Raw genomic sequence first — 13,959 nt, 5'->3', positions numbered from 1 at the left:
CCATCGGCAGGATGCGCCGCTTTATTCCCCGCAAGACGGATCTCGTAACCCTCTCGACCGCCAGATTCCGCCAGTTCATCGCCGCCTACAACAACACCCCGCGCAAATGCCTTGACTACCGCACGCCTGCCGAGTCCTTTGCTCAAGTGTTGCACTTCGAATGTGAATCCACCTCCCGGCCTTCGCCGGGACGACGGTTAGATCAGCAGTTGTGCGCGCCCTTCGTCTCGACATAGACGGCGTAGAGCGACTGGCTTGCCGTCATGAACAGGCGGTTGCGCTTCTTGCCGCCGAAGGTGAGGTTGGCGCAGGTCTCCGGCAGCAGGATCTGGCCGATCCGCTGGCCGTCGGGCGCAAACACCTGCACGCCGTCGTAGCCCGGTCCGACCCAGCCGGCGCCGACCCAGATATTGCCGTCGATGTCGACACGCAGGCCGTCCGGGAAGCCTGACTTGCCGTCCAGCGTCATGTCGATCAGCGTGCGCGGGTTGGAGAGCTTGTCGCCGTTGAGGTCGTACTGCCAGACGATGTTCTTGGCATTCGGATAGTGCGTGATGCCGGTGTCGCAGACATAGACCTTCTTGTAGTCGTGGCTGAAGGCGATGCCGTTCGGCTTGAACGGCTCGTCGGCAACCTTGGTGATCTGACCGGTCGCAGCATCGATGCGATACACGGCTTCCTTCTGGTAGGGCTGCTTCGATCCCGTGTTGGCCAGTTGGCCCTCATAGATCGAGATCGCGCCATAGCCGGGATCGGTGAACCAGATCGACTTGTCGTTGGGATGCACGACCATGTCGTTCGGCCCGTTGAGCTGCTTGCCATTGGCCTGCTCCGCCAAGGGCGTGACGGTTCCGTCGTGCTCGTAGCGCACCAGCCGGGTGCGCTCGGCGGTGATCTGGCGGCCCTCGAAATCGAAGGTCGAGCCGTTGGCCTCGTTTGACGGCTTGTGGAATTGCTCGGAGATGTGGCCGTCATCGTCGAGATAGCGCAACTGCCGGTTGGCCGGGATATCGCTCCAGACCAGATACTGGCCCTGCGCGTTCCAGGCCGGGCCCTCCGCCCACAGGCAGCCGGTGTAGAGCCGCTTGATCGCGGTGTTGCCGACCTTGGCCTTGAAGCGCTTGTCGTCGATCACGACGATGTCTGGATCGGGATAGCGCTGCGGCTCCGCGTTGGGGCCGAAGTCGCGCGCTGCGGCATCGGATGCCACCATCGCGGTTGCAGCAAGCGCGGTTGCGCCGCGCAAGATTGTCCGACGGTCGAACGCCTTCGCACCGTCGCCCTCGTGTTTCTGAATGTTGCTTGGATTTGTCACGAAAGTCCTCCCAGGCTTTTTTGTTATCGGGAGGACGATCATACCCCCGCAATTCTGGCACAATGCGGGCACGCAATGATGAAACAACCAAAGAGTGTGTCGCCCCCGCCTAGCGCGCGATTGCGCGCGGAGTTCGCGGAGGCGACTAGTTCATAAATCTGTCAGATCGGATCGGAGGATCAGATCAAGTTCAGATCGGATCCCAGGTGAAGACGTCGGCCGAGCGGTCGAGCTTGGCGAACGATCCCTTCAGCGCCGGCATGCCGTGTTCGGCAATGGTCTCGGGCGTCCAGCCTTCGCCGCGATGCACCGAGCGCACCGGACGATGCTGGCCGAACAGGAAGATCTCGTTCATGCGCACGCCGAAGATCTGTCCTGTGACGTCCTTGGCCGCGTCCGAGAGCAGATAGGCGCAGACCGGCGCGATCTTCTCCGGTCCCATCTGCTTGATCTTCTCGACGCGCGCCTTCTCGGCGTCGGTCTCGGTCGGGATGGTGCCGATCATGCGGGTCCAGGCGAACGGCGACACGCAGTTCGAGCGCACGTTGAAGCGGCCCATGTCGAGGGCGATCGATTTCGACAGGCCGACGATGCCGAGCTTGGCGGCGGCGTAGTTGGCCTGGCCGTAATTGCCGATCAGGCCGGAGGTCGAGGTGAAGTGCACGAAGGAGCCCGACTCCTGCTCGCGATAGATCCGCGCCGCGGCGTGGCTGACATAGAACGAGCCCATCAGATGCACCTTGATGACGGCCTCGAACGCTTCCACGCTCATCTTGTGGAAGATCATGTCGCGCAGGATGCCGGCGTTGTTGACGACGCCGTCGAGCCGACCGAAATGATCGGTCGCGGTCTTGACGATCTTGCTGGCGGGGATCGCTTCCGCCACCGACTCGAAATTGGCGACCGCGGTGCCGCCGCGCTTCTTGATCTCCTCGACTACCTCCTCGGCGGGCGCGGCGCTCGTGCCGGCGCCATCGGCGGCGCCGCCGGGATCGTTGACCACGACCTTGGCGCCTTCCGCCGCGCAGAGCAGCGCAATCTCGCGGCCGATGCCGCGCCCCGCGCCGGTGACGATGATGACTTTATCCTGCAGTGATTTTGCCATGTTGGTTCTCCTGGTTTGCTCTCCGTCATTCCGGGATGGTGCGAAGCACCAGACCCGGAATCTCGAGGTTCCGGGCTCGCGCTTCGCGCGCCCCGGAACGACGGAGTTGTTACTTCTCGTTCGTAAAGATGATCGTGCCACTTGCGGCGAACATGCCGCCGACGCCGTGACAGACCGAGATCTTCGCGTTCGGCACCTGCGCCGGCGCGATGCCGCGCATCTGCCGCACGCTCTCCTGCAGCGCGTACATGCCGTACATGCCGGAGTGCATGTAGCTGAGGCCGCCGCCATTGGTGTTGAGCGGCAGCTTGCCGCCGGGGCGGGTGTTGCCGTCGGCGATGAACTTGCCGGTCTCCTCATACGGCATGAAGCCGAGGTCGCCGAGGCCGTAGAGCGGCAGATGCGCGAAGGCGTCGTAAATCATCAGATGATCGACGTCCTTGTGGGTGATGCCGGCCTCCTTGAAGGCCAGGGGACCCGCCACCTTGAAGGCGCGTGACGAGTCGAACGTCTTCATCTGGCTGACCATCGGCGTCTCCACGCTCTCGCCCGTGCCGAGGATGTAGACCGGCTTGTTCGGAAAATCCTTGGCGCGGTCGGCCGAGGTGAGGATCAGCGCGCCGCCGCCGTCGGTGACGAGGCAGCATTGCAGCAGCCGGAACGGATAGGCGATCATCCGCGAGTTCAGGACGTCGGCGACGGTGATCGGATCCTTCATGGTCGCGCGCGGATTCTTCGCCGCCCATTCGCGCTGCACGACGGCGACCATCGCAAGCTGCTCATGCGTGATGCCGTGGGTCTTCATGAACCGCAGCACGGGAATCGGAAACATGCTCGGCGGCCCGTAGACACCGAACGGTGCCTCGAACTGGCCGTTGAGGCTGTCGGCGGGCGTGAAGCGCGGCTGTTTGCCGATCATCGACTTGCCGCTTTCGGCATGCGTGATCAGAACGGTCTTGCAGAGGCCGGCCTCGATCGCGGCGGCGGCGTGGCGGACGTGCAGCATGAAGGAGCAGCCGCCGACCGAGGTGCCATCGACCCAGGTCGGCGTGATGCCGAGATAGTGCGCCATCTGCTGCGGGGTCTCGACCGCGGTAGCGAAGCCGTCGATGTCCGACAGCTTCAGGCCGGCGTCCGCGATCGCATTCAGCGCCGCGTCCGCGTGCAGCTGGATCTGCGACATGTTCGGGATGACACCGAGTTCGGTGGTTTCGGCCGCGCCGACGACGGCAACCTGGTTCCTGCGCATTGCGTTATCCCTTTGCCGGACGGAACAAAGGAAGCGTAATCTTGTCGTCGAGCGCCTCGAAGGCGACCTCGAGCCGCATGTCGAGCTCGAGCGCTTCCGGCGTCTGCGGACAATCGATGATGTTGCTCATCATGCGCGGGCCCTCGTCGAGCTCGACGACGGCGATCGCGTAAGGCGGCGTGAAGCCGGGCGCGGCGGGACGGTGGTTGATGACGTAGCTGTAGAGCTTGCCCTTGCCGCTGGCCTTGAAGATCGAGACCTTGCGCGAGGCGCAGGAGGGGCAGAACGGCCGCGGCGGAAAGTAGACATTGGCGCAGGCATCGCAGCGCTGCAGGCGCAGCTCGCCGGCCTTGGTGCCATCCCAGAAATGCTGGGTCTCCGGTGTCGGCTTTGGTTTCGCGCGCGCGGGCTCGGCCATGTCTGATGTCTCCTCCCGAAATCGTTACGATCTTGATGCGATATTGAACCAAGGCGCGTCAACGGTCCATCCATGCTCCGCGCAGCGGCCTGTGTCCCGCGCATGCCGCATATTCCGCCCCTCGCACAATTGCTAAGGCCGCGATGCTTGTGTCGCTCCGATCCGGCGCGTAGAAGGGCCGCGTCCAAGATACGTCCAAGACACGTTCAAGATAGCCGGGAGGAACATATCATGCTGAGGATCATCGGCGCGGCACTCGCTGCCAGCCTCGCATTTGCCACGCAGGCGATGGCCGCCGACGCACCGTCGGAGATCAAGATCGGCACGCTCTATGCGTCGTCGGGGCGCTACGCCTCGATCTCGATGCCGGTCTACAGCTCGCTGAAATTATGGGTCGAACAGAAGAACGCCGAGGGCGGCGTGTTCGTGAAGGCGTTCGACAAGAAGATCCCGATCAAGCTCGTCTCCTATGACGACCAGAGCAACACCGCGACCGCCTCGACGCTTTATAATCAGCTCGTCACCCAGGATAAGGTCGATCTCCTGGTCGCCGATTCCGGATCGGTGCTGACGGCGCCCGCGGTTGCGATCGCGCGCGATCACAAGATGTTCCTGTTCGACCAGACCGGCACCGGCGCGAGCTTCTTCTCCAAGGACAATCCCTACATCGCGCTGATGGCCGATCCGGTATCGACGGTGTGGCCGAAGCCGGTCGCCGACTTCATCAGCCATGACGGCCCTGGCCTCGGCATCAAGAAGGTCGCGATCCTCTATTCGACCAACGAGTTCACCGGCACCCAGGCCAACGCGTTCCGCAAGTTCGTCAAGGAGTCCGGCGCGCCGATCGAGATCGTCTATGACCAGGGCGTTCCGACCGAGACCACCAACTACAACGTCATCATCAACAACATCAGCAACGCCAATCCGGACGCGGTGATCCATTTCGGCTATGCGCCGAACGACATCGCCTTCCTGCGCAACGTCCAGGACGTCGGCACCAAGTTCAAGATGCTGTTCGCAATCTATGCCGGCCTCGAGACCGAGTTGCTCGAGAAGAATGTCGGCGCCAAGGGCCTCGAGCACATCTGGACCTATGTGCCGCCGTCCGAATTGGACTATCCCGTCAATTTCGGGATGAACATGAAGGATTTCCGCGCCGCCTGGACCAAGAAGTACAACGACGGCAAGATGGAGTTCGGCTTCAATGCGGTGGCCGGCTACACCACTGCACTGGTGATCGAGAAGACGCTGTCGGTTGCGACCAGCCTCGACCAGATGGAGCTGCGCCGCGCGGTGTTCTCGCTCAGCGGCCAGCTCAAGACGCTGGACGGCACTTTCGCGCTGGATGAGACCGGCGGTCAGATCGGTGAACTGACGCCGCTCGGCCAGCTCACGGTCGACGAGCACGATCACATCAAGTTCGTCTCGATCTATCCGCACGACACCGCCAACGGCAAGCCGATCTATCCGGCGCCGTGATGCAGGTGAGTGCGGCAGGCGTAACCTTCGGCGGCGAGCGGTAGCATGACCTATGCGCTGGTTGCCGGCGTGCTGTTCGGGCTGTATTTCAGCCTGGTCGGCATCGGTCTCAATCTCGTGTTCGGCGTCATACGCATCGTCAACCTAGCGCATGGCGACATCCTGATGCTCGGCGCCTTCATCGCGCTCGGCGTGGTCGGCCTCGCCGGCATCGACCCGCTGTTCGCGGTGCCGCTGGCCTTCGTGGTCTTCGTGCTGGTGGGCGTGCTGCTGTACTGGGTGCTGGTGCCGCGGCTGCAGGGCTCGGCCAATCCGGAAATGCTGTCGATCATCCTGTTCTTCGGCCTGTCGCAGGTGATCGAGGCCGTCACCACGATCTTCGCCGGCACCAGCGAGCGCTCGATCCAGAGCCGGCTGCTCGGCACCGTGTTCACGACCATCAAGGTGAAGTGGTTCGGCGGCAAGGCGGGCGGGGCAGGGCCGATCCAGATCTTCGGCCAGGGTTTTCCCGCGCCTTGGGTGATCGCGGCCATCACCAGCCTGATCGCGATCGCGCTGGTCTACCTCTATCTCTACCACACAAGGCTCGGCACCTTGACCCGCGCGGTGATGTCACGCCGCGACGAGGCATTGGCGACCGGCATCGATGTCGATCGCGTCTCGGCGGCGGCGTTCGGTATCGGGCTCGGCATCGCGGCGGTCGCCGGCGTGTTCGCGCCCTTCATGTTCGGCTCGGTGACGCCGGCGTTCGGCGCCGACGCGACCGTGACGTCGTTTGCGATCGTCGTGCTGGGTTCGCTCGGCAATCCGCTCGGCACCGCGCTCGGCGGTGTCGTCTACGGTCTCTGCTACATGCTGGTGCAGACCTATCTCAGTTCCTGGGCCGACCTGCTGCCCTATGTGTTGTTGATCGTGATCCTGTTGTTGCGCCCGAGCGGTCTGCTCGGAAGGCGGGTGCGCGTTGCATAACGCCTCGAAACACCTGCTGTTCATCCTGGCGCCGCTGGTGGTGGTGTTCGCACTGCTGCCCGGCGTCTATCAAAACCATCTGCTGCTGTTCAACTTCGTGATCTTCCTGATCCTCGCGCAAGGCGTGAACATCATCTATGGCTTCACCGGCTATCTGCCGTTCGGCTATGTCGGCTTCTTCGGCGCCGGCGCCTATGGCTTCGCCATCATGGTGATGCATCTGCAGACGCCGGCACCGCTCGCCGTGCTGGTCGGCGGCGTCGTGGCGGTGGCGCTCGGCCTGTTATTGACGCCGCTGCTGCGGCTGTCGGGTGCGTATTTCGCGATCGCCAACCTCGCGGCCTCGCTCGCGGTGCTGCACTTCGTCGCCAATCCGGCGCTGGAGGGCATCACCAAGGGCCCCTACGGCGTGTCGCTCACCGGCACGTTCAACCCGACCCACGCGTACTATGCGGCCGTCGTCGTGATGGCGCTGACGGTCGGTGCGGTGGTCTATCTGAAGAACTCGCCGTTCGGGCTGGCGCTGCAGGCCGTGCGCGAGGATGCGGTGTCGGCCTCGATGGCCGGCGTCAATATCGTGAAGATGCGGGTGATTGCCTGGCTCGCCTCGGCGCTGGTCGCCGGCCTCGCCGGCGGCATCTACGCCTGGTACGTCTCGGTGTTCTATCCGGACAACGTGTTCTCCGGCGAGTTCTCGATCTTCGCGATCGTGTTCGCGCTGTTCGGCGGAGTCGCCACTATCACCGGCCCGATCGTCGGCGTGCTGATCCTTTACGGCATCTACAATCTGATCGGCTTCACCACGCCGCAATATTTCCAGCTGATCTATGGCCTTTTGATTATGGGCCTGGTGCTGTTCCTGCCCGCAGGCTTGGTGTCGCTGGCAACGCGCAGGGGGTGGTATGTCCCCTGAGAAAAGCCCGATCCTTGAGGTCTCCAAGCTGGTCAAGCGCTTCGGCGGTTTCCATGCGCTCGACGGCCTCAGCTTTCACGTCGTGCCGGGCGAGATCCTCGGGCTGGTCGGCCCGAACGGCTCCGGCAAGACCACGGCGATCAACGTGATCTCCGGTCTCTATGCGCCCGACGGCGGCGAGGTGGTGTTCGACGGCGCGTCCGCCGGCGGCGTCGCCTCGCACAAGCTCGTTCATCGCGGCATCAACCGCACCTTCCAGGTGCCGAAGCCGTTCCTCTCGCTCACGGTGCGCGAGAACATCCAGGTGGCGCTGGCTTATGGCGGTGCCACCGGTGCGCCGTCGATTGCCGAACTGCTCGAGGATTTCAGGCTGAAGGAGGTCGCCGACCGTCCGGCCGCCGATCTCAACAGCGCGCAGCAGAAGATGCTCGATCTGACCCGTGCGCTCGCCACGCGGCCGCGGCTGCTGCTGCTCGACGAACTCGCGGCCGGCCTCAACCCGGCGGAGCTCGACTGGATCGCCGGCCGCATCAAGGCCTTGGCCGCGACCGGCATGGCGATCATCGTGGTCGAGCATCTGATGGGCTTCATCGAACAGATCACCGACCGCGTCATCGTGCTCAATGCGGGCAAGGAGATCTTCGAGGGCACGCTGGCGACCGCGGTACGCGAGCCGCAGGTGATCGAGGTATTTTTGGGAGGCGAGCATGCCCACTGATGCGGTGTCGCTTCTGGACACGAGGGGCGTCGATGCCGGCTACGGCACCATGCAGGTGCTGTGGGGCGTCGATCTCGACGTCCGCCCCGGCGAGACCGTGCTGCTGCTCGGCGCCAACGGCGCGGGCAAGACCACGTTCCTGAAGTCGCTGGTCGGCCTGATCGAGGCCCGCAGCGGCCACATCAAGCTCGGCGGCGAGGACATCACCAGGATGCGCTCGTCGGATCGCATGAAGCGCGGCATGACCTACATGTCGGAGCTTGCGGTGTTTCCCGACCTGTCGATCGAGGAAAATATCCGCGTCGGCGCGCAGGCGCTGGGCCATGCCAATCCGGGGGCGCGGGTCGACGAACTGTACGGCCTGTTCCCGGTGCTGCGCGACAAGCGCCGCGACCCCGCATCCAGCCTGTCCGGTGGTCAGCGCAAGATGCTCGGCATCGCCAAGGCGTTGTCGGCCGAGCCGAAGCTGCTGGTGATGGACGAGCCCTCGGCCGGGCTGTCGCCGCTGTTCGTCAAGGAGGTGCTGCGCGCCTTGTCGAGCCTGCAGGGCCGCGGACTGGCACTCTTGATCGCGGAGCAAAATATCGGTTTTCTCGAGATTGCCACCCGCGTATTCGTGCTGGAAGGCGGGCGGATCCGCTTCTCCGGCACGGTTGCCGAGATGAGCGGCAATGAAGAGCTGCACCGCGCCTATTTCGGGCTGAAGTGATGCGAGGTGAGGCGCCGGCGGGCTGGAAATCGGCCCCGGTTCGCGCGACAATCAGCTGCAAGCCATGAAGTGCAAGCCGTGAAGTGAAAACCATGCCCAAGAATCCGACACTCGCCTCCCTGGCCGCCGATCTCGCCGGCGGCGCGACCTCTGCCCGCAAGCTCGTCGAGCAGTGCATCGCCAAAATCGCTGATCCCTCAGGCGAGGGCCAACGCACCTTCATCCATGTCGACCGCGACGCCGCGCTCGAGGCCGCCGACGCCATGGACCGGCTGCGCAAGGCCAATGCCGCGCCGTCGCCATTTGCCGGCATTCCGGTTTCGATCAAGGACCTGTTCGACATCAAGGGGCAGGTGACGCGGGCGGGCTCGCGCGCGCTGGAGGATTCGGCGCCGGCGGATGCCGATGCACCTGTCGTGGCGCGGCTCAAGCGCGCCGGCTTCATCGTGATCGGCCGCACCAACATGACGGAGTTCGCCTATTCCGGCATCGGCATCAATCCGCATTACGGCACGCCGAAGAGCGCCTGGAACCGGAGCGTCGGCCACGTGCCGGGCGGCTCGTCCTCGGGGGCGGCGGTCTCGATCGCGGACGGCATGGCGTTCGGCGCGCTCGGCACCGATACCGGCGGCTCCTGCCGGATTCCCGCCGCCTTCAACGGCATCGTCGGCTACAAGCCGACGCAACGCCGGATTCCGCTCGATGGCGGCGTGCCGCTGTCGTTCACGCTCGACAGCTACGGCCCGCTGGCCAATTCGGTGGCCTGCTGCGCCGCGCTCGACGCGGTGCTGGCGGATCAGCCGGTGACGCCGGTCTCGCCGCGCCCGGTGAAAGGCATGCGGCTCGCGGTGCCGACCACGGTCGCGCTCGACGACCTCGATGATGCCGTCGCGAAAACCTTCGAGCGCGCGCTTGCGGCGCTGTCGCGCGCAGGCGCCTTGATCGAGCGGATCGAGGTGCCCGAATTGCTCGATGTCGGCGTCATGAACGCCAAGGGTGGCTTTGCCGCCGCCGAAAGCTATGCCTGGCATCGCTTCCTGCTGGCCAGCAAGGGCGACATCTACGATCCGCGCGTCGCCGTGCGCATCCAGCGCGGCGAGGGCTTTCCTGCCGCCGACTATATCGATCTGCTCAACGCGCGCCGCTCCTTCATCGCCCGCACCGAGAATCGGATCGCGCCCTATGATGCGATGGTGCTGCCGACCACGGCGAACCTGCCGCCAACGATCACCAGCCTCACCGACGACAAGGCGTTCGCCACCGAGAATTTGCGCGCGCTGCGCAATTGCACGCTGATCAATGTGCTCGACGGCTGCGCGATCTCGCTGCCCGCGCATCGCGAGGGCGAGGCACCGGTCGGCCTGATGCTCGCCGCCGCGGGCGGTTCGGATCGGCGCATTTTCGAGCTCGCTGCCGGAATGGAGACCGTGATCCGTGTTTGATCTCACCTTCAATGTCGACGACAAAGGCGTCGCCACTCCGCTCACACTAGAAATCAGGCAGGCCGTGATCGCCGGCTGGACCGGCCGCGATCCGGTGGCGCGCGACAAGCACATCGCCGAGCTCGAGGCGCTCGGCATTGCACGGCCGGCGACCACGCCGATCTACTACCGCTGCTCGGCGCGCCGGCTCACCTTCGCCGATGCCATCGAAGTCTGCGGCGAGGACTCCAGCGGCGAGGTCGAGTTCGTGCTGATCGGCTGGCAGGGCCGCACCTTCGTCGGCTGCGGCTCCGACCACACCGACCGCAAGGTCGAGAGCTACAGCGTCACCGTGTCGAAACAGATGTGCGACAAGCCGATGGCGTCGGAGCTGTGGGAGCTCGAGGACGTCATCGGCCACTGGGACCAGCTGGTGCTGCGCTCCTGGGCGGTGATCGGCGGCCAGCGCGTGCTCTACCAGGAAGGCACGCTCGATCACATGCTGCCGGTGAAGGACCTGATCGCGCGCGGCTTCGATCAGGGCGCGCTGCCGGATGGCTGCGCCATGTTCGGCGGCACCTTCGCCGCCAAGGGCGGCATCCGCCCGGCCAGCCGGTTCGAGTTCGAGCTGGAAGACCCGGTGGCGAAGCGGAAGATTAGCCACGGCTACGACGTGATCACGCTGCCGGTAAGGGGCTGATCGCTCGCCGCGCGTTGTTGTGAGGGAGATGACCGACGCTTTCTCCACGTGCGTCGTCCCGGCGAAAGCCGGGACCCATAACCACAGAGTGTTGTGGTTGGCACGCTGTGGCCTCAGCGATCTCAACAACTGACGACGGTGGCTATGGGTCCCGGCTTTCGCCGGGACGACACCGTAATTGTGGTGACGTTCTCTGCATCTTTTCGATCGGAAATCGGGTGGCGCTGGCCGCAATCAGGGGCCAGATTCCGTCCCATGACAGCAACAGCCAAAACCATCACCCGTCCACCCACCGGCATCCCGGCCCGCGTCGACGGGCTCGACTGGGACGGGATCACGACCGATCTCGACGGGCAGGGCTGCGCCGTCCTCAACGGCCTGCTGACGCCTGAGGAATGCGATGCCATCGCCGCGCTGTATCCCGACGACAGCCAGTTCCGTAGCCGGATCGTGATGGGCCGTCACGGCTTCGGTCGCGGCGAGTACAAATACTTCTCCTATCCGCTGCCGGACCTGATCGCGGAGCTGCGGCCGGCGCTCTATACGCGGCTGACCGCGACAGCCAATCGCTGGAACGAGACGATGGGGATCGATATCCGATATCCTGCGTCGCATGCGGCGTTCCTGAAGCGCTGCCATGACGCCGGACAGACGCGGCCGACGCCGCTGCTGCTGCAATATGGCGAGGGCGACTACAACTGCCTGCACCAGGATCTCTATGGCGAGCATGTGTTCCCGATCCAGGTCGCGATCCTGCTGTCGCAGCCCGGGCGCGATTTTACGGGTGGCGAATTCGTGCTGACCGAGCAGCGGCCGCGGATGCAGTCGCGGCCCGAGGTGGTGCCGCTCACCAAGGGCGATGCGGTGGCCTTTGCCGTGCATCATCGCCCGGTGCAGGGGACGCGCGGACCGTATCGTGTCAATCTGCGCCACGGCGTCAGCAGGATTCGCTCCGGCCATCGCCACACCGTTGGTGTGATCTTCCACGACGCGAAGTGAGTGCGAGAGAGGCGTGGCCTCCGATCTGTTCGAGACCATTGGCGATGCCCGGCCATCGCGCGAGACGATCGCGGATGGCGCGGTGCTGCTGTGCGGCTTTGTCCGGCCGTTCGAGGCCGAGCTGATCCCGGCATTGCGCGTGATCGTCAAGCAGGCGCCGTTCCGGCATCTGATCACGCCGGGTGGCCACCGCATGTCGGTCGCGATGACCAATTGCGGCAGCCTCGGCTGGGTCTCCGATCCCAGCGGCTATCGCTATGATCCGATTGACCCCGACTCGGGACAGCCCTGGCCTGAAATGCCGGAGGTGTTGCGCAGGCTTGCCGCCGGCGCCGCTGTGGAGGCCGGCTTCAACGGCTTCACGCCTGAGGCCTGCCTGATCAATCGCTACGTCCCCGGCGCAAAACTGTCGCTGCATCAGGACAAGGACGAGCTCGACTACCGCGCACCGATCGTGTCGATCTCGCTCGGGCTGCCGGCGATCTTCCTGTTCGGCGGCCTGAAGCGCAGCGATACGCCGCGCCGCTATCGACTCGAACATGGCGACGTTGCGGTGTGGGGCGGCCCGTCACGGCTATTTTATCACGGCGTGGCACCGCTCGCCGATGGCGAGCACAGCGTGCTCGGCCGCCAGCGCATCAATTTGACCTTCCGCAAGGTGCGCTGAAGCGCCGGGTGGTCTAGACTTGGCGGATGACCACTAAGGCCGACCGCGCCGTCAACCGCACCGGCGTCTATCTCGCCGCGCTGCAGCTCGTGTTCACGCTGGGCTGGACCACCTATCTGATCTATCTGCCGAAGCTGTGCGCCGATGTCGGCATCGCGCCGTCGACCGTGATCCTGATCCTGATGATGGATCAGGGCATCTTCACCGTCACCGACACGGCGATGGGCATGGCTGCCGACAGGATCTCGAGCCTGGTCGGCCGCCTTGGCTTGTTTGTCGGTATCCTTGCCGCCATCTCCTGCGCCGCCTTCATCGCATTGCCTTACGTCGCCGGCACCGGGCCCGGTGCGAAGGTCTGGCTGATCGTGCTGATCGTGATCTGGGCCGTGACGTCGTCGGCCTTGCGGGCGCCGCCGCTGACGCTGCTCGGCAAATATCGCGCGCAACCCTCGGTCCCGTTCCTCGCGGCGCTGGCGATGCTGGGTTACGGCATTGCGGGTGCGGTCTCACCCTATCTTGGCGTCGTACTGCGTAACCACGATGCTCGGCTGCCGTTCGTGCTGTCGGGCGTCGTGCTGCTGCTGACCGCGCTGGCCTTCTCGGGGATCGAGCGCCGCATCGCGGCGGAGGCGCAGCCGGCGCGGCTGGCGCTCCCGTCGAAGCGGCTCGGGGCGGTGCCGATGTTCCTGATCGGATCGATGGTGCTGCTGTCGCTCGGCTACCAGCTGCACTTCAACATCAACAGCGCGCCGTTCTATTTGCGCTTTGCCAAGGCGGACGAGCTGCAATGGCTGATGCCGGTATTCTGGATCGGCTTCAACATCGCGATGTTTCCGGCAAGCATCGTCGTCAAGCATCGCGGCGGCCTGATCGTGATGGGCGCGGCGGGACTGCTCGGCGCCTTTGCGATCATCGCCGCCGAGATCGCCGGCAGTCTCAACGTCCTGATCGTGGCGCAATTCATGGCGGGGGCCGCTTGGGGTTGCATGCTGATGAGCGCGGTGTCCGCGGCGCTCGCGATCGGGGAGACCGGCGCGGAAGGCAAGGTCACCGGCCTCGTGTTCTCGGCGCTGGCGCTTGCGACCTTTGCGCGGATGGCGGCCGTCGCCGGCGGCCTGCAGAAGATGCCGGACTATGCGCCGCTTGTGCACTGGGCGCCGGTCGCCTGCTGGTCGGTCGCCGGCGCCGGCCTGCTCGTGATCGCCGCGTCACGGCTGCAACGCGGGGTGAAGAGCGCTTAGCGTCGTCATTCCCGTGGCGCGAAACGAACCCGGAATCTCGAGAGTCCGGGTTCGAT

At 64.9% G+C, this 13,959-nt stretch carries 14 protein-coding genes and 1 pseudogene; 11 read left to right on the top strand and 4 right to left on the bottom strand.

The window, feature by feature from the left end; all coding sequences use genetic code 11:
* Positions 1 to 236: pseudogene (locus tag I6F38_RS37475) on the top strand (hypothetical protein); the annotation flags it as partial.
* Here the strand turns inward: I6F38_RS37475 and I6F38_RS37470 are convergent.
* The 4 genes from I6F38_RS37470 to I6F38_RS37455 form a co-directional block, all read right to left on the bottom strand.
* The gene (locus tag I6F38_RS37470; RefSeq protein WP_225163932.1) at positions 203 to 1,315 is read right to left on the bottom strand and encodes an SMP-30/gluconolactonase/LRE family protein; all 1,113 of its coding nucleotides are present in this window, start codon (positions 1,313 to 1,315) and stop codon (positions 203 to 205) included. The pseudogene I6F38_RS37475 and the gene I6F38_RS37470 overlap by 34 nt on opposite strands.
* A gap of 190 nt (positions 1,316 to 1,505) precedes the next feature.
* Positions 1,506 to 2,420 carry an SDR family oxidoreductase gene (locus I6F38_RS37465; RefSeq protein WP_018270553.1) on the bottom strand — a complete coding sequence of 305 codons (915 nt, stop codon included), beginning with the start codon at positions 2,418 to 2,420 and terminating at the stop codon, positions 1,506 to 1,508.
* A gap of 109 nt (positions 2,421 to 2,529) precedes the next feature.
* A complete protein-coding gene (locus I6F38_RS37460) occupies positions 2,530 to 3,669 on the bottom strand; it encodes a thiolase (protein WP_092083354.1) in 1,140 nt (379 codons plus the stop codon).
* Between the two features lie 4 nt (positions 3,670 to 3,673).
* A complete protein-coding gene (locus I6F38_RS37455) occupies positions 3,674 to 4,087 on the bottom strand; it encodes a Zn-ribbon domain-containing OB-fold protein (RefSeq protein ID WP_016841161.1) in 414 nt (137 codons plus the stop codon).
* A 231-nt stretch (positions 4,088 to 4,318) separates the two neighbouring features.
* On the opposite strand from I6F38_RS37455, the gene I6F38_RS37450 reads away from it, so the two are divergent.
* From I6F38_RS37450 to I6F38_RS37405, 10 genes are all read left to right on the top strand, one after another.
* Positions 4,319 to 5,566 carry an amino acid ABC transporter substrate-binding protein gene (locus I6F38_RS37450; RefSeq protein WP_225163931.1) on the top strand — a complete coding sequence of 416 codons (1,248 nt, stop codon included), beginning with the start codon at positions 4,319 to 4,321 and terminating at the stop codon, positions 5,564 to 5,566.
* Positions 5,567 to 5,611: 45 nt separating this feature from the next.
* On the top strand, positions 5,612 to 6,535 hold the full coding sequence (locus tag I6F38_RS37445) for a branched-chain amino acid ABC transporter permease (RefSeq protein WP_225163930.1): 924 nt from the start codon (positions 5,612 to 5,614) through the stop codon (positions 6,533 to 6,535).
* Positions 6,528 to 7,448, top strand: coding sequence for a branched-chain amino acid ABC transporter permease (locus I6F38_RS37440; protein WP_092083308.1), 921 nt, complete (start codon positions 6,528 to 6,530; stop codon positions 7,446 to 7,448). The genes I6F38_RS37445 and I6F38_RS37440 overlap by 8 nt, the downstream gene beginning before the upstream one ends.
* Positions 7,438 to 8,166 carry an ABC transporter ATP-binding protein gene (locus I6F38_RS37435; protein WP_225163929.1) on the top strand — a complete coding sequence of 243 codons (729 nt, stop codon included), beginning with the start codon at positions 7,438 to 7,440 and terminating at the stop codon, positions 8,164 to 8,166. Before I6F38_RS37440 ends, I6F38_RS37435 begins: the two co-directional genes overlap by 11 nt.
* Positions 8,156 to 8,875, top strand: a complete 720-nt coding sequence (locus I6F38_RS37430) for an ABC transporter ATP-binding protein (protein WP_057015727.1) — start codon at positions 8,156 to 8,158, stop codon at positions 8,873 to 8,875. Before I6F38_RS37435 ends, I6F38_RS37430 begins: the two co-directional genes overlap by 11 nt.
* Before the next feature lie 92 nt (positions 8,876 to 8,967).
* Positions 8,968 to 10,317, top strand: coding sequence for an amidase (locus I6F38_RS37425; protein ID WP_225163928.1), 1,350 nt, complete (start codon positions 8,968 to 8,970; stop codon positions 10,315 to 10,317).
* Positions 10,310 to 10,996, top strand: a complete 687-nt coding sequence (locus I6F38_RS37420) for a DUF2848 domain-containing protein (protein WP_225163927.1) — start codon at positions 10,310 to 10,312, stop codon at positions 10,994 to 10,996. Before I6F38_RS37425 ends, I6F38_RS37420 begins: the two co-directional genes overlap by 8 nt.
* 255 nt (positions 10,997 to 11,251) lie before the next feature.
* Entirely contained in the window at positions 11,252 to 11,995 is a 744-nt protein-coding gene (locus tag I6F38_RS37415) for a 2OG-Fe(II) oxygenase (RefSeq protein ID WP_225163926.1), read from the top strand.
* Between the two features lie 13 nt (positions 11,996 to 12,008).
* Positions 12,009 to 12,662, top strand: coding sequence for a DNA oxidative demethylase AlkB (alkB, locus tag I6F38_RS37410; protein WP_225163925.1), 654 nt, complete (start codon positions 12,009 to 12,011; stop codon positions 12,660 to 12,662).
* 26 nt (positions 12,663 to 12,688) lie between these two features.
* Positions 12,689 to 13,903: an MFS transporter gene (locus I6F38_RS37405; protein WP_225163924.1), complete on the top strand. Its 1,215-nt coding sequence runs from the start codon at positions 12,689 to 12,691 to the stop codon at positions 13,901 to 13,903.
* Positions 13,904 to 13,959 lie beyond the last annotated feature (56 nt).

This window comes from Bradyrhizobium sp. BRP56, assembly GCF_020194035.1.
Lineage (GTDB): Bacteria > Pseudomonadota > Alphaproteobacteria > Rhizobiales > Xanthobacteraceae > Bradyrhizobium > Bradyrhizobium australafricanum.
Note: the sequence above shows the minus strand (reverse complement) of the source record. Positions and strands in the feature narration are given on the sequence as shown.

What these genes read in the sequence shown, in the direction of transcription:
- I6F38_RS37465 (WP_018270553.1), bottom strand. Translation starts at nt 2,420, where the DNA reads ATGGCAAAATCACTGCAGGATAAAGTCATCATCGTCACCGGCGCGGGG.
- I6F38_RS37460 (WP_092083354.1), bottom strand. Translation starts at nt 3,669, where the DNA reads ATGCGCAGGAACCAGGTTGCCGTCGTCGGCGCGGCCGAAACCACCGAA.
- I6F38_RS37455 (WP_016841161.1), bottom strand. Translation starts at nt 4,087, where the DNA reads ATGGCCGAGCCCGCGCGCGCGAAACCAAAGCCGACACCGGAGACCCAG.
- I6F38_RS37450 (WP_225163931.1), top strand. Translation starts at nt 4,319, where the DNA reads ATGCTGAGGATCATCGGCGCGGCACTCGCTGCCAGCCTCGCATTTGCC.
- I6F38_RS37445 (WP_225163930.1), top strand. Translation starts at nt 5,612, where the DNA reads ATGACCTATGCGCTGGTTGCCGGCGTGCTGTTCGGGCTGTATTTCAGC.
- I6F38_RS37435 (WP_225163929.1), top strand. Translation starts at nt 7,438, where the DNA reads ATGTCCCCTGAGAAAAGCCCGATCCTTGAGGTCTCCAAGCTGGTCAAG.
- I6F38_RS37430 (WP_057015727.1), top strand. Translation starts at nt 8,156, where the DNA reads ATGCCCACTGATGCGGTGTCGCTTCTGGACACGAGGGGCGTCGATGCC.
- I6F38_RS37425 (WP_225163928.1), top strand. Translation starts at nt 8,968, where the DNA reads ATGCCCAAGAATCCGACACTCGCCTCCCTGGCCGCCGATCTCGCCGGC.
- I6F38_RS37415 (WP_225163926.1), top strand. Translation starts at nt 11,252, where the DNA reads ATGACAGCAACAGCCAAAACCATCACCCGTCCACCCACCGGCATCCCG.
- I6F38_RS37405 (WP_225163924.1), top strand. Translation starts at nt 12,689, where the DNA reads ATGACCACTAAGGCCGACCGCGCCGTCAACCGCACCGGCGTCTATCTC.